Here is a 21,735-nt window from a genome sequence, read left to right as displayed (position 1 = left end):
AAAAGAGTTTTTTTTATTCTTGAGTATTATATTTTCTTAAAAACTCACGAACCTTAATTCCCGATTCTTTTAAATCTTCATCCTTCCACTTTCCATCTGATTTTGCAGTTTTTTTCAAAATTGAACAAGTTTCATCTTTATCCGAAACCGACCATGTTATCCAGCTTAACTTTTTTGATTCCATCCAGTCAATATATTCCTGCCATGCTTTTACATTTAAAGGCCCATCGCCAGAAGCTTCCATTCCTGCAGATTCAGAGATAAAAATAGGCAGGCCTCTTTTTAAAGCTTCGTCTGTTCGGTCTCTTAATTCTTTTCCATGCGTGGCTGCATAAAAGTGCATCGTATACATTATATTATTATATCCTAAAATTGGATCTTCTGCCGGAAGGTCAACATCCTGGTCCCAATGCGGCGATCCTACCAAAATAATATTGTTTGGATCATTTTCTCTAATTACCCTTATTACTTCTTCTGCATAGGTTTTAACTTCCCACCAGGTTTCATAATCAGGTTCATTAAATATCTCATATATTATATTAGGATACTTGGAGTACTTTTGAGACATTTCTGCAAAAAATGCTTTTGCCTCTTTTAAATTAACATTATGACTGTGCCAATCGATAATTACATATATATCAGATTTAATAGCACCATCTATTACGGCTTCTATTTTTTCTTTTGAGAACTGAGGATCATTAGCATAGGAATAATCTCCGAGTTCGATTCCCATTGCGGCACGCACTACATTGCAATTGAAATCTTTCTTGAGCCAGCTCACCGCTTTTTCGTTATAAAATCTCGGCCACATACTATGCCACCCGAAACTCAATCCTCGCAAAACAATAGGTTCATTGTTTTTATCTACTAATTGAGTTCCCTGAAGACTTAATTGACCATGTTTTTTTACAAATTGCGCTTGTGCAAAGCAGCATACTAATAAGAATAAAATCGTTGTTAATTTTTTAAACCTCATCATAAATTTAAATTTTAAAGAGACAATTTTAATGTTATGCAATCATGTGAAGCTAATTCTGCTGTAAAATTCTTTTTCGTATTTCCTGAATCTTTATTCGTCCAAAGATTCTTTAATTTGAATGTAGTTTTATTAAAATCAGCTTCATAGCCGAAATCTACATCTTTTATTGCATTCTTTTTCCAATCAAAATTAATTTTTTTAGAAACTTCACTTCTGTTTAAAAAAGTAACTGCCCAATTCCCGTCTGACAAAGGTTTCACCCAAACTTCTAAACCATCTTCTGCAGAATGTTTGAAACCCTGAATTCCTAATTTATCCTGATTTACAGCGATTAATTCTTTATTGGTTAAAATCGCCAGTGTTTCTTTTGACATTTTTCTATAATCATTCCCTGTAAATAATGGCGACGATAACATACACCACATAGCAAAATGGGATTTATCTTCAGTATCATTCATTTCGTTTCCAACTTCCATCATATCAAAATCATTCCAATGATCCGGGCCGGAATATTTACGAATGTCTTTTCGCATTTCGGCAATTTTCATAAATCCCCAAGAAGACCAATTTTCAGGATGCTTGTATTCACAGTCAAAACAAGGGTATATATCTCCGGAAATTCTCCACAGATTTCCAACTGGTTTCCCCCACTCCCACGGCTGATTATCACCCCATTCGCAAAGACTGAAAACAATTGGTCGTCCAGCCGTTTTTAAGGCATTGCTCATGGTTGTATACGCTTCTGGCGCAGTAATTCCTTTAGTATTACACCAATCGTATTTCAAAAAGTCAATTCCTAACTTAGCATAAAAACGAGCATCCTGATATTCATAACCGCGCGTTCCCGGATATCCGGCACAGGTTTGCGTTCCGGCACAATTGTACAAGCCAAATTTTAAACCTTTACTGTGCACGTAATCAATTAGAGCTTTCATTCCGCCGGGAAATTTAACCGGATCCGGAACCAAATCTCCATTTACATCACGTTCTCTCGTCATCCAGCCGTCATCTAATACAATATAATTGTAACCTGCAGCGGCCAATCCGGATGAAACCATTATATCTGCTGTTTCTTTTACTAATTTTTCATCAATGTTGGTTGCAAAAGTATTCCACGAATTCCATCCCATTGGCGGCGTCATGGCTAAACCTTCAAATTTACCTGCTGCCTGTGTATGTGTGTTTCCTTGGCTGAAGCCGAAAACAGAGACACATAACGCTAATCCTAAAATAATTTTCTTCATTTCTATAAAATTTAAAAACACATTATAAAAAGATATTCCCTAACTTTTCAATTAGGGAATATCTTAAACTAACTCAAAAAAAGCAATTCATTTATTTTAATACAAATCCTATATCATCAAATAATACCGTATTACCGCCGTCATTATTTGATTCCTGAAATGTAAGCATAGTAAGGCTTGTAGGATTTCCTAAATCGCTAAAAGGAATTTCCAGATAAACCCATGAACTTGTAACAGGTAAAACATAATTTACGCCGCCATTTACACTAAAATTAACTCGTCCGGTTTTTGCACCTTTAATAGCGATGCGCAATGCTTTGTATGGAGTTAAATCAACATTGAAACCCCAGTTTCCTCCATCCCATTGACCAAATTCCCACTGCCATGATTTTTCACCTTGATAAGAATCTCCATCAAAAGCAAAATTAACGCCTTTTCCAGCCCACGGGCCTCCCCATTGCACGCCATATAATACATCATCATACAATGCTGTTCCTATAGCTTCTTTTGATACGGCTGCTCCGGATATATTAGCCACAGAAAGATATCTGTGATTGGCATTTGCCGGAATTTTTACCACTATCTGCTCTAAAGTTGAAGATACTACTGTAACAGGAACTGCAGGTTGTGTTGGTGTTTCTGCCAGAGTAACTACAGGATTTAAGAAATATTTACCTTTAATTATTACCTGATCTCCTTCAGCACAATTGATAGAGTTAAAACCGCTAAATGTAGGCACCGGAGGCGCAACTGTCAAATTATACACAACAGTTCCTCTATCTGTAACAACCTTTAACTGATTAGAAGCATTAGCATAAGGAGTATCTTCATCAACTAAAACAATTATATCAGTATCTGTTACAAATGTTGGTCTGAAATAGGTATCGAAGTCATTAAAATATACTTTTTTGGTAGAAAGCAATCCTTTTCCGTGAATTACATAATAGTTTTTTGGATCTACTAATGTTACCGGACTTAATGGCTTAAGTGTTCCATCTGTATTATATCCAGAAGGCATAACAGATTCTATTACAGGAGCACCTGTGTAAGCCTCAGCGCTGCTGTCATCACTTGAGCATGAAGTAAAAAGCATTAAAGATAACATCCATGCCATGCATGCTGCTAACGAAACAATTTTTATATTTTTCATATTTTTATTTTTAAAAATTATTTAAAAGTATACGGTGCTACTTCTGTTAATTTTGGATTTTTAATTAAATCATCTGCCGGATAAGGCAGTAAAAGATTTGCTGCCGAAATTGTAATGTATTTTGGCGTGTCTTGATCTCCCCTGTTTTGAGCTTCTAAGATTGCTTTTGCTTTTGCAAATGGCAAACGTCCTAAATCAAAATAGTAATCTCCTTCGCAAGCTAATTCTGCACGTCTTTCTTTAAAGATGTCATCAAATGAAATAGAGGCTTTAATTGGCAGACCCGCTCTTTTACGAACTGCATTAAATGATTTTAAGGCTGCAGGATCTGAAGTACTTCCTGATTGCGAACCTAATATCGCTTCGGCATGAATTAAAAGCAGATCAGCATAACGCATCATATAACTATTCATACTGCTTTCTCCATTAAATGGTGCATTGAATGGTCCTGTTATTGGTAAGTTCTCTTTCCCGATTACATACTTTTTCAAACCTGCTCCTGAATTCTGAGCTTCATTTTCTACTTCAAAAGTATATCCTAAAAGTTTTGGAGAATCTACTGCAAGTGTTTGTGCATAAGTCAGGTTTGGATAATAATCTCCAGGAAGCATGAATGTTTCTGCTCTTCTTTTATCTCCCGGTTCATAAACATTATGAATTAAATCCTGAGAAGGCGCAATCTGACCTGAATATGAAGTTTCTACCAATCTATTTTCCGGAGCAAACAATGTGTTTGAAAAGTTTCCTTCAAAGTACGTTCCTGAACCCGTCCACTGCCATGAAAAGATAGACTCTTCATTATTATTATTTTTTTGAAGCCATAAATCAGCAAAAGATTTTGTTGGCAGTTCATCACCACCCAATAATTTAAATTCGCCGCTGTTGATTACTTCCTGAGCCAAAGCTCTTGCAAGCTCATATTTCTTTTGATATAAATATACTTTTGCCAAAAGAGCTTTTGCAGAACCACTCGAAACGTGTGCATTTGAAGCATAATCTGACCCTCTGTTTTTAGATCTCAAATTAGCAATAGCAAACTGCAAATCGTTCTCTATAAACTTGTAAACATCTGTTGTAGGATTACTTGGGATAACAAAATTCTTAGAATAATCAGCATTGTTTTCAATAATTGGCACATTGCCCCATAATCTTACCAGAAAGAAGTATGAAAAAGCTCTGATAAAATGCATTTCACCTAAAGCATTGTTTAATGCTTCACTAGTTACATCCGGCCCAACACTTTGCGGTAATGTATTAATATAAGAATTACAATTTGCAACAGCTCCAAAACATGATCTCCATGAATCTCCAATAAAAGACTGTGAATTAGTAAAACTCAAATCTGTGAATTTACCAAATTCGTTATAAGGTCCCGCATACATATTACCCGATATAACATCAGTAATACCATAAAAACCTTCCTTATTCATATTAAACCAAACGATACCATAAAGTCCATTACTTGCATTATCCAATTTTACATCAGAATCATAATAGTTTCCTATTGTAGGCACTCCTTCTGCAGGTACGTCTAAAAAGTCCTGAGAGCAAGAAGTAGATATTAACATCAGTAGTGTCAAAGCAGCTGCACCACTTCTTTTTATTATATTTTTCATATTAATTCGTATTAAAATTCAACGTTAAAACCAAAAGATATTTGTCTAGGCACAGGATAACGACCATTATCAACACCTGATAATAATGCATCTTGATTATAAGAACCTACCTCAGGATCGTATCCTTTATATTTAGTAAAAGTGTACAAGTTTTGCCCAGAAGCATAAATTCTCAATCTTGTTAATTTTATTTTTGAGATTATGTCAGAAGGAAGTGAATAACCTAAAGTTACATTCTGAATTCTTAAGTATGAACCATCTTCTATAATTCGTGACGAAACTGCATTATTGATATCATTGTAAGCAGAAGGTCTAGGCAGTGAAGCATCTAAATTGTCTGCAGAATAAAAATCAGCAGCATCTGTTAAATAATTAGTTCCTAAGTTACTGTTCAATGTACCAGACATACGAGTTAAATTCATCAGCTTGTTTCCGGCAGTTCCCTGTAGGAAAATAGACAAATCAACATTTTTGTATTTAAAGTTGTTTGTAAACCCATAAGTGAATTTTGGGTTTGGATTTCCAATAGTAACTAAATCCTTAGTATCAATAATACCATCGTTATTTTGATCTTTATAAATTACATCTCCTTTTATAAAGTTTGGCAGTAATGAATTTGTTCCGTTTTTCAGCACAACTTTTGTTCCTGGAGCAGTTTCGTGGCCATAAGTCAATAAATCCTCGTCTGTTCTGTAAATACCTGTCGCTTCATAACCTATAAATGAACCTATAGGCAGACCTTCCTGAGTTCTCGATACCGTTACCGTATTATATGCCAGCGTACCCATCGTTTTAACAATGTTTAAGCCCGCCATATTGGTAACTTCATTTTCATATTTTGTAAAGTTTGCACTTGCATTCCATGAAAAGTTTGGAGTAAATTGCTGTGTATAATTAAGTGTAACCTCAATACCTCTGTTTTTCATACTTCCAAGGTTAAAAGATGGAGGATTTACACCACCTTCATAATCACCACCTCCAGAAAGGAAGTTCGGCAAGGGAACCTGATACAAGAAATCTTTAGAAACTTTTTGATACACATCTATTGTTGCAGAAAGTTTAGAGTCAAACATTGTAAAATCTAATCCTAAATTGGTCTGTTCCTGAGTTTCCCACTTCAAATCCTTATTTGCTGTATTTGATGGCAGATAAGAAGTTCCCATTGTACTATTGATTATATGCAGATTAGAATCATATAAATTATTACCAATCTGGTTATTACCGGTTTGTCCCCAGCCCACTCTAATTTTAATATTATCAACATACTTTCTCGTACTTTCCATAAAATCTTCATGAGAAAGTTTCCAAGAACCGCTTGCAGAGCTAAAAACACCCCATTTGTTTCCTACGAAAAATTTAGAAGAACCATCTGTTCTTACTGCTCCGGTAAGGCTGTATTTATCACCAAAGTCATAAACAACCCTTCCTAAATAAGAAGCCAAAGTCTGCGTTCCTGAGTAAACACCACTTGTAACCGCTTTTGACAAATCAGATGCGGCTAATGATTTATCATTGTTATCTTTATAACCATAGCCTGTTATTGTATATCCTTCCCAGTGTGCTCTGTTTGACTCCTGAACCGCAAGAACAGTAAAATTATGTCTGCCAATAGTTTTTCTGTAAGTAAGCATGTTTTTTAAGTTCCATGAATTACCAGAAGAAGGATTGTAATATAAGTTGGCAAAACTTTTTACAGCATTCCCCAACGAATACATCGGATCAAATCTTTGACCTAAATTGTCATATATATAACCACCCGCTTCAAAACGATACTCCAAACCTTTTAATATATCAACCTGAGTATAGAAATTTCCTGAATAGTTTTTTCTAACCAATGTATTTGATCCCAATAAAGAAGTAGCAACCGGGTTAACAAATGATGTTGCTCCACCAGCAGGCGGGCCGGCAAAAGCTCCGGAAAGCTCTCTAACCGCAACATCAGGAGTTGCTAATAACGACGTAGCAACTACACCATTAAACTGTCCGTTAAGCGTTAATTTTTCATCCGTAATTGCACCACTTACATTAACCCCAACTTTTATGAACGAATTAACTTTAGCATCAATATTTGCTCTAAAATTATATCTTTTAAATCCTGATTCTATTACAATACCTTCCTGATTTAATACACCTCCGGATATATAGTAATTCACTCCTTCTTTACCACCCGAAAAAGAAAGCTGATTAGAACTCATAAGTCCTGTTTCATAAATGGCATCCTGCCAATCAGTACCTTTTCCTAAAAGTTCAGGATGAGCAAATTCAGGTCTGAAAGAAGTTGGATCATATACTGCCGATAAAGCATTTTGATGTGCCGCATATTCCTGCAGATTCATAGAATGAAGTCTTTTAGGCAGATTACTTATTGTATAAGAATTTTCGAATGATAATTTTCCGGTACCTTTTTTACCGGATTTTGTAGTTACAATTACAACACCGTTAGCTCCACGAGACCCATAAATAGCAGTTGCCGAAGCATCTTTCAAAATATCAATAGATTCAATATCACTTGGATTAATTAGCGCTAAAGGACTTTGTGTGATATTACCGTTATTAGAGAAATTAGAATTTCCCTGTGCGTTTCTTCCAGAAGTTGATGAGTTTCTTGCATCTCCTGAAATTGGCACACCATCAATTACATACAAAGGTTCGTTTGTTCCTGTTAAAGACGAAACCCCTCTAATTCTTACCGAAACGTTACTTCCCGGCTCACCAGAATTGCTATTTACAACTACCCCGGCTGCTTTACCCTGCATCATTTGATCAAACGAAGCAACTTTTAGGTTTTCAATATCTTTTGAACTAATACTGGAAATAGCACTGTTTACATCTTTTCTCTTTTGTGTCCCGTAACCAATTACAACTACATCTTTTAAGTCTTCAGCACTTGATTTTAAAATTACATTGATTGTTCTTTTACCATCAACTGCAATTCTTTGTGTATTAAATCCAATAAATGAATATACTAAAGTTGCATTTGCAGGAACATCAATAGAATATTTTCCGTCAAAATCGGTTGAAGTAGTTGTCTTTGATCCTGCTATCGAAATATTGGCACCAGGAATCGATAAACCTTTTTCATCTGATACCGTTCCCGATACTTTAACCTGAGCAGCAATATAATTACTTGTCAGTAACAAAAATAAAATCAGAGGAACCGCTCTGTGGTTAGCGTTCCAATGAATAAAGTTAGTCATTAGTTTTTTCATAATAAGTGTTTGGTTAGTTTAAATTTGTTTCATTCACAATTAAGCAAGTAAGGATAACTTTTACTTCGAAATTATTTAACAAATCTATAACAGATGAGATTATCAAATCGATAGTATTACATCATTTAATGATAATATTTTTACTATACCTCCTTAAAAAAACACATATTAAAATAAAAACGTATAAAAAATGAATTATTCGCAATGAAGCAACCCTTAACTACCACTAATTATAAAGAAAAGTTAACGAAATCATAAAAATCAAACGTTTTCGTTAAAAATAATATTTATTTATGCAAAAAAAGTATCACTATAAAATACGTTTTAATCCAGAAAAATCCTCACGATATTGACTAGGAGTACAATTTTTAATAGCCTTAAAGCTACGATTGAAGTTCGCAATATTATTAAAGCCTGATTTAAAAGCCACTTCAGAAACACTCATATCTTTTTCAACAAGCCAGCGGGCGGCATATCCAATGCGGATGTCATTAATATAATTGACAAAAGTTTTTCCGGTGCGCTTTTTTATAAAACGATTAAAAGAAATTATAGACATGCTGGCAACATTTGCGACATCATCTAAAGTAATTTTATCAGCAAAATGTTTTTGCACATATTCATAAACCAATTTCATTTTATCATAATCATCAAACTTATCGTAGTCAACAGTATAAGTAGAAAGTAATCGCTGATTTCTCGAATTGGCAAGATCATATAATAAGGAAGTAATTTCCAAAAAATAATCCATACCATCTAATTTAGAAAGTCTTACCAATCTTGGAGTCAATTCCTCGGCAGCTTTTTTAGAAAATAAAATTCCATGAATAGATCTATTAAACATATCACGAATCGGATTCATAATACGTCTTGCAAGCAAAGATTCATGAAATAAATCATTATGAAACTGAATCGTAATTTCGTGTATTTTTTTGTTGGTACATTTATTTAATTCCCAGCCGTGATATAAATTTGGTCCAATCAAAACTAATTCAACATTGTCAATTTCTTCAATATTATCACCCACAACTCGCCTTACTCCTTTTCCGTTTAAAATAAAATTGATCTCAAATTCAGGATGATAATGAACCGGAAAATCAAAACTATCTTTAACTCTGTCAAAGACCAAAAAACTATCTCCGGCTGAAAGCGGAGCGATTTCTCTATAAAAATTTTTAGCAGTACTCATCTCTTAAAACTGTTTTTAGCTGATATCAATTGATTTTTTTCTGCAATAATATGATATATAATTGATAAAATAATATTAATTACGCTATAAACATAAATTTATCTTTGAAAAATAGAATTATCAACTTTACAAAATCAGTATTAATAATAAACATTAATCATTTTTAATACTCAAACTTTTTATAGTTTTAATAATTTTATAAGGAAAACAATACCGAATTACAAATAGACAAATTCAGCTTCAGCAGCAAGTTGGTAATTTCTAACCAGAAGTTGAGAATGCACTGAAAAACAATATTTTCGAAAATGAAAAAATACTTTTTTAATCTTTTAGCCAGTGCATTAATAGGAACTTCCTGTTCTGCACAGCCTATTAATAGTAATACGAATTTGTCACTTTCAGATAAAAAAGCAACACCTGAAACCGTTTCTCTATATAAAAAACTGAACCAGCTTACACAAAGCGGTTATCTTTTTGGTCATCAGGACGACTTAGCCTACGGCGTAAATTGGAAATATGAAAACGGAAGAAGCGACATAAAAGATGTTGTGGGAGATTATCCTGCTCTTTACGGTTGGGATATTGCAGGTTTAGAAAAAGACGATGCCAATAATATAGATGGTATTCCATTCACTAAAATGAAACAATATATTACAGATGCCAATGAAAGAGGAGGAATATCTACAATAAGCTGGCATTTTGATAATCCTGCAACTAGAAAAAGTGCGTGGGATAACACTCCAAATGCTGTAAAAACCATTTTACCAGGCGGAGAAAATCATCAAAAATTTACTTCCTGGTTAGACAAAGCCGCCAATTTTTTTCTATCCTTAAAAGATAAAAAAGGAAAAAACATTCCAGTTTTATTCAGACCATATCATGAACTTTCCGGAGGCTGGTTTTGGTGGGGAAAAGGAAACTGCACTCCTGAGGAATTTAAAACAGCATGGAAATTTACATTTGAATACCTGCAGAAAAAAGGCGTGCATAATTTAATTTACGTTTACAATACAGCCAGTTTCAGCTCGAAAGATGATTTTCTGGCGAATTATCCCGGAGATGATTTTACTGATGTTTTAAGCTTTGATGCTTATCAAAATAACAATGATAAAGAAGGAATGAAATTTATTGATGAAGTTCAAAGTCAGCTTAAGATTTTAAATGAAATTGGTCTTGAAAAACATAAACTAATTGCCGTTGCCGAAGCGGGTTATGAAGCTGTTCCAGACCCAAAATGGTGGACAGGAACTTTCTCCAAAGCAATTGGTGATTATAAAATATCCTATGTTTTATTATGGCGAAATCATGGCTGGCAGGAAAAAGAACAAAAAATGCATTATTACGCACCATTCAAAGGCCAGATAAGTGAAAAAGATTTTATAGATTATTACAACCTCGACAAAACCTTATTTGAAAAAGACATTAAAAAAGCACTCAAATAATTGCCCCAAAAACAAACTTTACAACCTTTAAAAAATAACCAATGCACGACAAAATTAGTTTAAAAGAAAAAATCGGTTACGGACTTGGAGACGCCGCGTCATCAATGTTCTGGAAAATCTTTAGTATGTATCTTCTGTTTTTCTATACCGACGTTTTCGGATTGGCACCTTCCGTTGTAGGAACCATGTTCTTGATTACCAGAATCTGGGATTCCTGCTTTGATCCAATTGTTGGTATCATTGCCGACAGAACAAAAACTAAATGGGGAAAATTCAGACCTTATCTTTTATGGGTTGCCATTCCTTTTGCCGTAATTGGAGTTTTAACTTTTTACACACCCGATTTTGACGAAAAAGGAAAAATAATTTATGCTTACGTAACCTATTCCTTAATGATGATGATTTATTCATTAATCAACGTTCCGTACGCATCGCTTTTGGGTGTAATGTCGTCTGACCGAAAAGACAGGAATACATTATCATCTTACAGAATGGTGTTTGCCTTTGGCGGAAGCCTTTTGGCACTTTGGCTGATTGAACCTCTTGTGAATTATTTTGGCGGAAGCTTAAATTCTAAAACAGGCTGGCTCGCAACAATTACCGTTTTTGGAGTAATCACAACAATTTTTTTCTGGGCTTGTTTTTTGTTTACAAAAGAAAGAGTAAAACCTATTGAAAATGAACAGTCTAATTTAAAAGAAGATTTAAAAGATTTATTAAAAAATAAACCGTGGTGGATTTTATTGGGAGCCGGAATCGGAACTTTAGTTTTTAACTCCATTCGAGACGGTGCGGCAGTTTACTATTTTAAATATTATGTAAGCAGCGCTGTAAACTTTGATTTCTCGCTTTTTGGAACAGATTTTCACATGACACCAACATCCATTTATTTGGTTTTGGGACAAGCTGCCAATATTATCGGCGTAATTATCGCCACTCCTATCGCAAACAAAATTGGTAAAAAGAAAACATTTTTTGGTGCAATGGCAGTCGCATCAATTTTAAGTTTAGCTTTTTATTTCTTTGGGAAAGAAGATGTTTTCCTAATCATGAGTTTTCAGGTTTTAATCAGTATTTGTGCAGGTTGTATTTTCCCGCTAATCTGGTCAATGTACGCAGACAGTGCTGATTATTCAGAATGGAAACAAGGCCGCAGAGCAACCGGATTGGTTTTTTCAGCTTCATCAATGTCACAAAAATTTGGATGGACAATTGGCGGTGCCGGAACTGGATGGCTTTTAGGTTATTATGGCTTTCAGGCCAATGTCGAACAAACTGCCGTAACCCAAAACGGAATTCAATTAATGCTAAGCATACTTCCTGCAATCGCAGCCGCAATATCAGTCGCTTTTATATTATTCTATCCTTTATCTGAAGAAAAACTTCAAACGATAGAACAAGATTTAAACGAAAAAAGAGACCAAACAAAATAAAAATAAATCAGATACCGAATCAAGAATTATGACAACAATAACCTCTTCGACTACTTTTCTGGATCGAAAAGCAGTATTAGAAAAAGAACATAAAGCACTAATCGAACAAAAAAATACACCGGAAGGAAATGCTGGAAACGGAATTTATGAACGTTATAAAAATCCTGTTGTTACCGCATCTCACGTTCCGTTGAATTGGCGTTTTGATTTAAACGAAAAAACAAATCCATTTTTACAGGAACGAATTGGCGTAAATGCGGCTTTCAATGCCGGAGCAATGAAATGGAACGGAAAATATCTTCTTGCAGTTCGTGTAGAAGGGATTGACAGAAAATCATTTTTTGCCATTGCAGAAAGTCCGAACGGAGTGGATAATTTCAAATTTTGGGATAAACCCTGCGTAATTCCGCAAACTGCAGAACCAGACACAAACGTTTACGACATGCGTTTAATCAACCACGAAGACGGCTGGGTTTATGGTATTTTTTGCACCGAAAGAAAAGATCCAAAAGCGCCAAAAAGCGATACAAGCTCGGCTATAGCTAATGCAGGAATCGTACGTTCAAAAGATTTAGTAAATTGGGAAAGATTACCGGACTTAATTTCGAATACCGGACAACAGCGAAATGTAGTTTTACATCCGGAATTTGTAAACGGAAAATATGCTTTATACACACGTCCGCAAGACGGATTTATTGACGTTGGCAGCGGCGGCGGAATTGGTTTAGGATATGTTGACGATATGACAAATCCGGTTGTAAAAGAAGAGAAAATCATCTTCGGAAAACAATACCATACTATTTATGAATTAAAAAACGGTCTTGGCCCTGCTCCTATTAAAACAGAAAAAGGCTGGTTACATCTTGCACACGGCGTTCGTAATACCGCTGCAGGATTACGCTATACTTTGTATATGTTCATGACTGATTTAAATGATATTTCGAGAGTAACCTACGTTCCGGCCGGGCATTTTATGGGTCCTGATGGAATTGAAAGAGTCGGCGATGTATCAAATGTATTATTCTCTAACGGATGGATAGAAGACACTGACGGAACTGTTTACGTATATTATGCATCATCAGATACAAGAATGCATGTTGCCGTTTCTTCTGTAGAAAAATTAGTTGATTATGTTATTAATACTCCCGCAGACACTTTTATTTCTGCAGGATCTGTTGAAACTATCATCAATCAAATTGAAAAAAATAACGCAATTTAAATATCGTGTGTACAACTGTAAAACAGCTAAAAACAGAATTAACAACAGAGCTGGATTCTATTTTAAATTATTGGATAAAACATACGCTTGACACTCAAAATGAGGGTTTTATCGGTCAGATTGATTTTAACGATCACCTAATTGCCAATGCAGAAAAAGGTGCTGTTTTGAATTCAAGAATTCTTTGGACTTTTTCGTCAAGTTACCAAGTTACCAAAAAAGAAAATCATAAAAAGATTGCCGAAAGAGCTTTTGATTTTCTTTCAAAATATTTTTATGATGCTGAATTTGGAGGTTTATTTTGGAGTATTAATGTTGATAAAACGCCAAAAGATACCAAAAATCAAATCTATGCTTTAGCGTTTGCTATTTATGGTTTAACCGAATATTATGCTATTTCTAAAGATGAAAAAGCTTTAGAAATAGCCAAAAAATTATATTTTAAAATTCAGGAACACAGTTACGATCCTGTAAACAAAGGCTATCTCGAAGCTTTTACAAGAAACTGGCAGCCTATTGAAGATTTGCGTTTGAGCGATAAAGATGCCAACGAAAAAAAGACAATGAACACGCATTTGCATATTATTGAAGCATATGCAAATTTGTACAAAGTCTGGAAGGATGAAACGCTTCGAAAAAACAGCATTGAATTATTAGAAACAATTGAAAAGCATTTTATAAATACCGAAACCGGGCATCTTCGTTTATTTTTTGATGAAAACTGGATCGAAAAACCGGACGTAATTTCATACGGACATGATATCGAAGCGGCCTGGCTTTTATTGCAATGTGCCGAGATTTTAGAAGAAGAAAATTTAATTGCCAGTTATAAAAAACACGCCGTTCAAATAGCAGAAGTTACCAAAGAAGGTTTAGATGCTGACGGAGGTTTATGGTACGAATTTGATCCTGAAAAAAGTGAACTAATTACCGAAAAACATTGGTGGGTTCAGGCCGAAGCCTTAATTGGTTTTTACAATGCTTATCAATTAACCGGAAATGAAAACTATCTGGAAATAGTTTTAAAAAACTGGAAATTCATAAAAAAATACATTCTCGATCTTAAAAACGGTGAATGGTTTTGGGGAATTTACAGAGATTATACTTTAATAGAAAAAGACAAAGCCGGATTCTGGAAATGTCCTTATCATAACAGCCGTGCCTGTTTAGAGCTTATTAAGAGAATAAAAACGTAAAGTTTTTTCTCTGTTAAAATAAATTATTGTACTAAAAAATATTGCTTATGAAACCACTCATTCTTTTTAGTTTATTATTTCTAACTACAATAACAAATGCACAAGGTAATCTTGTCAAAAACCCTGGCTTTGAATATGAGTTTGTAAACTGGAACGGCAGCGACGCAGCCTATATTACGCCTTATGATAAAAAATCCGGAAAAAGCTGCGTTGCAATCAATCAATTTGTTGATGCCGAATGGAAAGCCGTTGATCAAACGATAAACATCCCAAAAAACATTTATGCTCTGGAATTTAGCATTTGGATTAAATCTGAAAGCATCGAAGAGCAAAAAGAAGCGTACAAAGCCGGTGCAGCAATCGCAGAGTTTACAACCTTAGCCGATAAAAAAATTACATCCGAAACTTTTGCCCAGATAAAAGGAACAACCGAATGGACTAATTATAAAAAAACGGTAAAAGTTCCGGCCGATGCAAAAAAAGTCCGCATCATGCTTGCTCTTGCTCAAACAAATGGCACCATTTATTTTGATGATGTAAAAGTTATCACTCTTTCAGAAGAAGAGTATTTAAAACAAAAATCCGAAAAATAAGAGATGAAAAAAACAATATTAAAAATAACCTGCATAAGCTTATCTATTTTAGCTTTTGCAAGCTGTTCTTCAGATAACGAAAAAGAGGACGAAGCTATAGTTATAGTAGACCCACCAACACAAAGCGATCCTTTAACAACTCAAAACGCACCAACTTATATGGTTGATGCAAACGCAACTAAAGAAACTGCAGCTTTATTCTATAACTTAAAAAAACTGGCAAAAACTAAAGTTGCCATTGGACAGCAGGATGCTTTTAATAATTTTTATCAGGATGCCGCAGGAGAATCTGATATTAAAAAAAACACAGGCTTTGATCCGGCAGTTTTAGGTTCAGATTTTATGTTTATTACCGATAAAAACAATAACAATCAGGCCGATAACTGGTTTTATCAGCAAGAAGTAAAAATTACAAGCGATGTTAAAGCCGCTTACGCGAAAGGCATAATTAACACCTTTAGTTGGCATATTAGAGAACCATTTAAAGACGAATCTTTTTATGCTGCTGATATGTCTGCACAAGAAAAAGCAACAGCTTTTAAAAGCATTTTACCCGGCGGAACGAATCACGAATGGTACAAGAAAAAATTAGACAAAGTGGCCAGCGTAGTTTTAAACTTAAAAGGATCCAATGGCGAATTGATTCCGATAATTTTCAGACCTTTTCATGAATTTGACGGAAGCTGGTTTTGGTGGGGCGCAAATTACTGCACTGCCGACGAATACAAACAAGCGTATCAATTTACAGTTGATTATTTAAAAAACACAAAAGGCGTTCATAACATTTTATATGCTTTTTCTCCTGACAATTCATATACAACAGAAAACAGTTATTTAAGCCGATATCCGGGCGATAAATACGTCGATATTCTGGGAATGGACAATTATGGAGATTTCAACAATCAAGGTACAACAGGTTCTGGCAAAGCCAATACCAAGCTGAAAATAATCTCCGACATTGCTAAAACCAAAGTAAAAATCGCAGCTTTAACCGAAACGGGTTATAGAGTTACAAGTTCAATTCCGCCAGTTACAAATTGGTTTTCAACTTATTTATATGATGCTTTAACAGCAAATGATATTCAGGTAAGTTATGTAATGTTTTGGAACAATAACAGTGATGGATATTATGTTCCGAATGGTTCTGTTTCGAATGCAGCAGATTTTAAAACTTTTAGTACTAAAACAAAATCGGCATTATTGAATTCCCTGCCTAAGATGTATGAAATGCCGAAATAATACAAAGCATGTCATTGCGAGAAACGAAGCAAACGCACTAATAATAAACACATTTACGAATAAGATACGAGATGAGATTGCTTCGTTCCTCGCAATGACTAATAAAAAATAAACAATGAAAAACAGATTTCTAAAACACCTCAGCTTTGCTTTAATTTTCTCTGCAATAGCTTGTCAGGCGCAGGAACGAATTACGGTAAAAGGAAACCAATTTTATAAAGGCGATAAACCATACGCTTACATTGGAACCAATTATTGGTACGGAAGTTTACTGGCATCCAAAAAAGCAGGCGACAGAAAAAGATTAATTAGAGAACTTGATTTATTGCAAAAAAACGGGATCGATAATTTGCGAATTTTAGTTGGCGGCGATGGCGGAAAATACGACTTTACCGTTCGTCCGGCTTTGCAATATGAGCAGGGAAAATACGATGAAGATTTACTTGACGGACTTGATTTTTTAATCAGCGAAATGAGCAAACGTAAAATGTACGCTGTTTTGTATTTGACCAATAATTGGGAATGGTCTGGCGGAATGTCACAATATTTAGAATGGAATGGAAAAGGGTCAATTCCGATTCCGGCAATTCCGCCCAATACTTGGCCGCAATTTATGTCATATACAGAGCAGTTTCATAGCTGCGAACCTTGCATGAAAGGTTTAGAAGATCATGTAAAATTTATTATTGGAAGAACGAATTCGTATTCTAAAAAGAAATATACTGAAGATAACACCATTATGGCGTGGCAGGTTGGAAATGAACCCCGAACTTTTACGCCGGAGAACGAAGCAAAATTCACAGTTTGGCTAAATAACATTGTCAATTTAATTGACAGCCTAGACAAAAACCACTTAATTTCGACTGGTTCTGAAGGTAAAAACAGTTCAAATGACAGCATGGAAATTTTTGAACGTACACATCAGAATCCGAATATCGATTATTTGACGATGCATATTTGGCCAAAAAACTGGAATTGGTTTAAAGCAGATAATGCTGAAAAAACGCTGCCAACAACTTTAGAAAATACCGGAAAATATATTGACGATCATATAAAAGTGGCAAACAATTTAAAACGCCCTATTATTATTGAAGAATTTGGTCTGCCAAGAGAAAATGAAAACTTAATTGCAGCATCTTCTGTTGTAAACCGGGATATTTTCTACAATTATATTTTTGGAAGAGTTGCGGAAAGCGTTAAAAATAATGGTCCGCTGCAAGCCGCAAATTTCTGGGGATTTGGAGGCGAAGGAAAAGCCGTTAACAAAGATGGAAAATGGAATCCCGGCGATCCTTTAACTACAGATCCTCCACAGGAACCACAAGGCTTGAATTCTGTTTTTTCTTCGGATAAATCGACATTGAAAATTGTAAAAGATTATAATTCAAAATTGAAGAAATAAAGATATTCTTCACCCCTATTTACCGTAGAGACGCACAGCAGTGCGTCTTTATGCGCAAAAAATATACGCGATGTAAACTGGGCGTTAGACACACTGCTGTGCGTCTCTACGATATGCGTTATGTGATATACGCTTGTGATGTGTTTAAAATATTCATTTTCACAATTCACATTTTACATCTCACATTTTACAAATATGTTTTTACGCTAATATTTTCTCAATCGCATTCAATTCATCAGCTGCAAACACTGTATTCTGCAGGCAGTCAATATTATTACACAATTGTTTTACAGAACTCGCACCAATTAAAACGGAGGTAATCCGCTTGTCTTTTTGCAGCCAGGCTAATGCTAATTGCGCTAAAGACTGGTTTCTATTTTGAGCAATTTCATTTAACTGAATTAATTTCTGAATACGTTCTTCTGTAACTTCATTTTCTTTCAAATGCCCGTTTGGATTATGCGCTCTTGAATTTTCGGGAATTCCGTTTAAATATTTGTCTGTTAAAAGTCCTTGTGCCAAAGGCGAAAATGCAATACAGCCTACTCCTTTTTCTTCTAAAACATCCAGCAAACCATTTTCTACCCAGCGTTCTAACATCGAATATTTTGCCTGATGAATTAAACATGGCGTTCCCAACTGTTTTAAAACATCAACCGCAATGCGAGTCTGCTCTGCCGAATAATTACTGATTCCAACATATAAAGCTTTTCCACTTCTAACAGCATGATCAAGCGCCATCATAGTTTCTTCAATGGGTGTTTCCGGATCTGGGCGGTGTGAATAGAAAATATCGACATAATCAACATTCATTCTTTTCAGACTCTGATCTAAACTTGACAATAAATATTTTCTGGAACCCCAATCTCCGTAAGGACCATTCCACATGGTGTAGCCTGCTTTTGTAGAAATGACGATTTCATCACGCAGATTTCCCTGAAAATTGTGCCATAATATTTTTCCAAAATTTTCCTCGGCAGAACCGGGAACCGGTCCGTAATTATTCGCCAGATCAAAATGGGTAATTCCTTTATCAAAAGCTTCTACGGCAATACTTTCTGCATTTTCAAAATTATCTACTGAACCGAAGTTATGCCATAACCCTAAGGAAATCTCAGGCAGTAATAAACCGCTTCTTCCACATCTGTTGTATTTCATTGTTTTAGTTTAAAGGTTGGAGTTTTAATAGAATTTAAAGTTAGAAAAATAATGCTTTTGTTTTGCCACAAAGGCACTAAGTCACAAAGATTTTTTTACATAGCCCTAGCTTCCGCTAGGGGAATAAGATTGGAAGTTACAAAGGGCTTTAGCCAAACTTTGTAGGTTTGGCTAAAGCCCTTTTGATTGCGTTAATATTTTTCATCCAGCTAAAGCTGGACGCTATTAATCTTAAATTTTAAAAAAAACTTTGCGACTCTGCGACTTTGCGAGATTAAAAAAACTTCACGCCTTAGTGCCTTTGTGGCAAAAACCTCTACTCTTTTATTTCAAAACCATCTTGTAAACCTTTATCAGAGCTACCTCCAACCATAATTTTAAAAGTTCCCGGTTCAACTAAATAATTCCCTTCGTTATCATAAAAACCGAGTTCTTTATCCGTTAAAGTAAAAGTTACGGTTTTAGTTTCTCCTTTTTTCAGGCTTACCAGTTCAAAGCCTTTCAATTCTTTTATCGGACGAATGATACTTGCATATTCATCATGAATATACAACTGAACCACTTCTTTTCCATCATAATTTCCTGAATTAGTAACCTCAACACTTACTTGCACACTTTCTCCTTTTGCAAAAGCAGTTTTATTCAATTTTAGATTTTTATATTCAAAAGTTGTATAACTCAATCCAAAACCAAAAGGAAATTGAGGCGTTTTTTCTACATCCATATAATGCGACCAAAACACATTTTTATCACTGTCAATTGGTCTTCCTGTACTGTATTTGTTATAATAAATTGGTACCTGCCCCACATTTCTGGGGAAAGACATTGGCAGTTTTCCGCTTGGATTATAATCTCCGTATAAAACCTGCGCCACAGCATTTCCGGTTTGAGTTCCTAAATGCCACGCTTCAACAATCGCCGGAACATTTTCTGCTGCCCACGGAATACTCAACGGACGTCCGTTGTTTAAAACCAAAACTACATTTGGATTTACTTTGTAAATTTCTTCTAATAATTCTTGCTGTAATCCTGGAAGATTCAAGTCAGTTCTGCTTCTTCCTTCTCCGCTTTGGAAACCGTATTCACCTAAAACCATTACCACAACATCGGCATTTTTAGCAGCGGTTTTTGCAGCTTCAAATCCGCTTTTGTCTGTGGTATTAAAAACAGTTTCAGTTAAAAAAGTTGATTTTTGCTTCAATAAATCTGCTCCTTTTTCAAAAACCAATTTATTGTCTTTGTATTGCTGCATTCCTTCTAAAACCGAAACCGCTGTATTATCATCAGCAGCAATTCTCCAGCTTCCCAGTGGACTGTTTTTATCGCTTGCTAAAGCTCCAATCAAAGCAATTTTTTGTCCTGATTTTTTCAGTGGCAATAAATTCTTTTCGTTCTTCAACAAAACGATCGATTTTTTAGCCATATCTAAAACACCGTCATTATTGGCTTTACTTCCAACGACTGCTTTTTCACGTTTTTCATCGCAATATCTGTACGGATCATCAAATAAACCCAATTCAAATTTCACACGAAGAATTCTGCGAACGGCATCGTCAACCAAAGATTCTTTTACTTTTCCTGATTTTATTAAATCAACTAATTTTGCGACATACAAATACGATTCCATATCCATATCAGAACCTGCAATTACGGCTTTTGCTGTTGCATCGGCTTCATCTTTTGCATAACCGTGCGCGATCATTTCCCGAATCGAAGCATAATCAGAAATTACAAATCCATCAAACTTCCATTTCCCTTTCAAAATATCTCTTTGTAAAAAAACATTTCCAGTTGCCGGAACACCATTTAAAGTATTAAACGAATTCATAAACGTACGAACTCCGGCTTGTACTGTGGCTTCAAAAGGGGGCAAAACAGAGTTGTATAATTTAGAATTACTAATATCAACAATATTATATTCTAAACCTGCTTCAACATAACCATAAGCGGCAAAGTGTTTTGCACAAGCGGCAATCGTATTTACTTTGGCTAAATCGGCAATCGTTTCGCCTTGAAAACCTTTTACTCTGGCATAACCAACTTTACTTCCTAAATACGGATCTTCTCCCGCACCTTCCATTACACGTCCCCAACGCGCATCATTTGCCACATCAACATTTGGCCCAAAAGTCCAGTTAATTCCAGATGCCGAAGCTTCATCTGCCGCAATTGCCGCCGATTTTTTAATCGCTTCTAAATCCCAGCTTGCTGCTTCTGCCAGCGGAATTGGGCTTAACGTTTTATAACCATGTATTACGTCAAAACCAATAATAAGTGGAATTCCTAAACGGGTTTCTTCAACTGCAATTTTCTGTACGGCACGAACTTCTTTTACGCCTCGCACCGTAAGCATTGATCCAACTAACCCTTTTCTTAAATGTTCATATTTTAATTCAGCCGTCCCGCCTTTTGGAGCTGGTCCCGTAACATCCCAAAAACCGTTATATTGGTTCATCTGCCCCACTTTCTCCTCCAATGTCATCAAAGGCAAAAGCAAATCAATTCTTTGCTCAATAGTTTTGTTTTTATCTAAATACGGCTTTTTTTGTGCATTCATATTTCCAACAGTAAACAGGGACAAAACCCCAATTGTTATTATTTTTTTATTTTTCATAGTGGTTTAGTTTTTTTAAAGGTGCTAAGGGACTGAGATGCTAAGATTCTAA

Annotated in this window: 15 protein-coding genes; 7 read left to right on the top strand and 8 right to left on the bottom strand. The window is 35.2% G+C overall.

What is annotated here, in order from left to right:
* Nucleotides 1-13: 13 nt before the first annotated feature.
* The 6 genes from ASD98_RS06855 to ASD98_RS06830 all read right to left on the bottom strand — a co-directional run bounded on the left by ASD98_RS06855 (nt 14) and on the right by ASD98_RS06830 (nt 9,387).
* Nucleotides 14-979, bottom strand: coding sequence for a glycoside hydrolase family 5 protein (locus ASD98_RS06855; protein WP_082577822.1), 966 nt, complete (start codon nt 977-979; stop codon nt 14-16).
* Between the two features lie 11 nt (nt 980-990).
* On the bottom strand, nt 991-2,223 hold the full coding sequence (locus ASD98_RS06850) for a glycoside hydrolase family 27 protein (RefSeq protein WP_056201907.1): 1,233 nt from the start codon (nt 2,221-2,223) through the stop codon (nt 991-993).
* 91 nt (nt 2,224-2,314) lie between these two features.
* Nucleotides 2,315-3,373: a hypothetical protein gene (locus ASD98_RS06845; protein WP_056201904.1), complete on the bottom strand. Its 1,059-nt coding sequence runs from the start codon at nt 3,371-3,373 to the stop codon at nt 2,315-2,317.
* A 17-nt stretch (nt 3,374-3,390) separates the two neighbouring features.
* Entirely contained in the window at nt 3,391-4,989 is a 1,599-nt protein-coding gene (locus tag ASD98_RS06840; protein WP_056201902.1) for a RagB/SusD family nutrient uptake outer membrane protein, read from the bottom strand.
* Nucleotides 4,990-5,000: 11 nt separating this feature from the next.
* A complete protein-coding gene (locus tag ASD98_RS06835; RefSeq protein ID WP_056201899.1) occupies nt 5,001-8,198 on the bottom strand; it encodes a TonB-dependent receptor in 3,198 nt (1,065 codons plus the stop codon).
* Between the two features lie 310 nt (nt 8,199-8,508).
* Nucleotides 8,509-9,387 carry an AraC family transcriptional regulator gene (locus ASD98_RS06830; RefSeq protein ID WP_056201896.1) on the bottom strand — a complete coding sequence of 293 codons (879 nt, stop codon included), beginning with the start codon at nt 9,385-9,387 and terminating at the stop codon, nt 8,509-8,511.
* A 305-nt stretch (nt 9,388-9,692) separates the two neighbouring features.
* On the opposite strand from ASD98_RS06830, the gene ASD98_RS06825 reads away from it, so the two are divergent.
* The 7 genes from ASD98_RS06825 (at nt 9,693) to ASD98_RS06795 (ending at nt 17,911) form a co-directional block, all read left to right on the top strand.
* On the top strand, nt 9,693-10,829 hold the full coding sequence (locus ASD98_RS06825) for a glycoside hydrolase family 26 protein (RefSeq protein ID WP_056201893.1): 1,137 nt from the start codon (nt 9,693-9,695) through the stop codon (nt 10,827-10,829).
* Between the two features lie 41 nt (nt 10,830-10,870).
* Nucleotides 10,871-12,262, top strand: a complete 1,392-nt coding sequence (locus ASD98_RS06820) for an MFS transporter (RefSeq protein ID WP_056201890.1) — start codon at nt 10,871-10,873, stop codon at nt 12,260-12,262.
* Between the two features lie 28 nt (nt 12,263-12,290).
* The gene (locus ASD98_RS06815) at nt 12,291-13,481 is read left to right on the top strand and encodes a glycosidase (protein WP_056201887.1); all 1,191 of its coding nucleotides are present in this window, start codon (nt 12,291-12,293) and stop codon (nt 13,479-13,481) included.
* Nucleotides 13,482-13,486: 5 nt separating this feature from the next.
* Nucleotides 13,487-14,677 (top strand): AGE family epimerase/isomerase, encoded by a 1,191-nt coding sequence (locus ASD98_RS06810; RefSeq protein ID WP_056201884.1) that lies wholly within the window; start codon nt 13,487-13,489, stop codon nt 14,675-14,677.
* A gap of 47 nt (nt 14,678-14,724) precedes the next feature.
* On the top strand, nt 14,725-15,270 hold the full coding sequence (locus tag ASD98_RS06805) for a hypothetical protein (RefSeq protein ID WP_056201881.1): 546 nt from the start codon (nt 14,725-14,727) through the stop codon (nt 15,268-15,270).
* 3 nt (nt 15,271-15,273) lie between these two features.
* Nucleotides 15,274-16,509: a glycoside hydrolase family 26 protein gene (locus ASD98_RS06800; RefSeq protein ID WP_056201878.1), complete on the top strand. Its 1,236-nt coding sequence runs from the start codon at nt 15,274-15,276 to the stop codon at nt 16,507-16,509.
* A gap of 115 nt (nt 16,510-16,624) precedes the next feature.
* Nucleotides 16,625-17,911 carry a cellulase family glycosylhydrolase gene (locus ASD98_RS06795; protein WP_056201874.1) on the top strand — a complete coding sequence of 429 codons (1,287 nt, stop codon included), beginning with the start codon at nt 16,625-16,627 and terminating at the stop codon, nt 17,909-17,911.
* 201 nt (nt 17,912-18,112) lie between these two features.
* Here the strand turns inward: ASD98_RS06795 and mgrA are convergent, their stop codons facing one another.
* Together mgrA and bglX are read right to left on the bottom strand one after the other, a co-directional pair.
* Nucleotides 18,113-19,069, bottom strand: a complete 957-nt coding sequence (gene mgrA / locus ASD98_RS06790; protein WP_056201871.1) for an L-glyceraldehyde 3-phosphate reductase — start codon at nt 19,067-19,069, stop codon at nt 18,113-18,115.
* Nucleotides 19,070-19,385: 316 nt separating this feature from the next.
* Nucleotides 19,386-21,683: a beta-glucosidase BglX gene (bglX, locus tag ASD98_RS06785; RefSeq protein WP_056201869.1), complete on the bottom strand. Its 2,298-nt coding sequence runs from the start codon at nt 21,681-21,683 to the stop codon at nt 19,386-19,388.
* Nucleotides 21,684-21,735: the final 52 nt, after the last annotated feature.

This window comes from Flavobacterium sp. Root186, from assembly GCF_001428525.1.
Lineage (GTDB): Bacteria > Bacteroidota > Bacteroidia > Flavobacteriales > Flavobacteriaceae > Flavobacterium.
The sequence above is the reverse complement of the archived record's forward strand: the minus strand, read 5'-3'. Positions and strand labels throughout refer to the sequence as shown.

What these genes read in the sequence shown, in the direction of transcription:
- ASD98_RS06855 (WP_082577822.1), bottom strand. Translation starts at nt 979, where the DNA reads ATGATGAGGTTTAAAAAATTAACAACGATTTTATTCTTATTAGTATGC.
- ASD98_RS06850 (WP_056201907.1), bottom strand. Translation starts at nt 2,223, where the DNA reads ATGAAGAAAATTATTTTAGGATTAGCGTTATGTGTCTCTGTTTTCGGC.
- ASD98_RS06845 (WP_056201904.1), bottom strand. Translation starts at nt 3,373, where the DNA reads ATGAAAAATATAAAAATTGTTTCGTTAGCAGCATGCATGGCATGGATG.
- ASD98_RS06840 (WP_056201902.1), bottom strand. Translation starts at nt 4,989, where the DNA reads ATGAAAAATATAATAAAAAGAAGTGGTGCAGCTGCTTTGACACTACTG.
- ASD98_RS06835 (WP_056201899.1), bottom strand. Translation starts at nt 8,198, where the DNA reads ATGAAAAAACTAATGACTAACTTTATTCATTGGAACGCTAACCACAGA.
- ASD98_RS06830 (WP_056201896.1), bottom strand. Translation starts at nt 9,387, where the DNA reads ATGAGTACTGCTAAAAATTTTTATAGAGAAATCGCTCCGCTTTCAGCC.
- ASD98_RS06825 (WP_056201893.1), top strand. Translation starts at nt 9,693, where the DNA reads ATGAAAAAATACTTTTTTAATCTTTTAGCCAGTGCATTAATAGGAACT.
- ASD98_RS06820 (WP_056201890.1), top strand. Translation starts at nt 10,871, where the DNA reads ATGCACGACAAAATTAGTTTAAAAGAAAAAATCGGTTACGGACTTGGA.
- ASD98_RS06815 (WP_056201887.1), top strand. Translation starts at nt 12,291, where the DNA reads ATGACAACAATAACCTCTTCGACTACTTTTCTGGATCGAAAAGCAGTA.
- ASD98_RS06805 (WP_056201881.1), top strand. Translation starts at nt 14,725, where the DNA reads ATGAAACCACTCATTCTTTTTAGTTTATTATTTCTAACTACAATAACA.
- ASD98_RS06800 (WP_056201878.1), top strand. Translation starts at nt 15,274, where the DNA reads ATGAAAAAAACAATATTAAAAATAACCTGCATAAGCTTATCTATTTTA.
- ASD98_RS06795 (WP_056201874.1), top strand. Translation starts at nt 16,625, where the DNA reads ATGAAAAACAGATTTCTAAAACACCTCAGCTTTGCTTTAATTTTCTCT.
- mgrA (WP_056201871.1), bottom strand. Translation starts at nt 19,069, where the DNA reads ATGAAATACAACAGATGTGGAAGAAGCGGTTTATTACTGCCTGAGATT.
- bglX (WP_056201869.1), bottom strand. Translation starts at nt 21,683, where the DNA reads ATGAAAAATAAAAAAATAATAACAATTGGGGTTTTGTCCCTGTTTACT.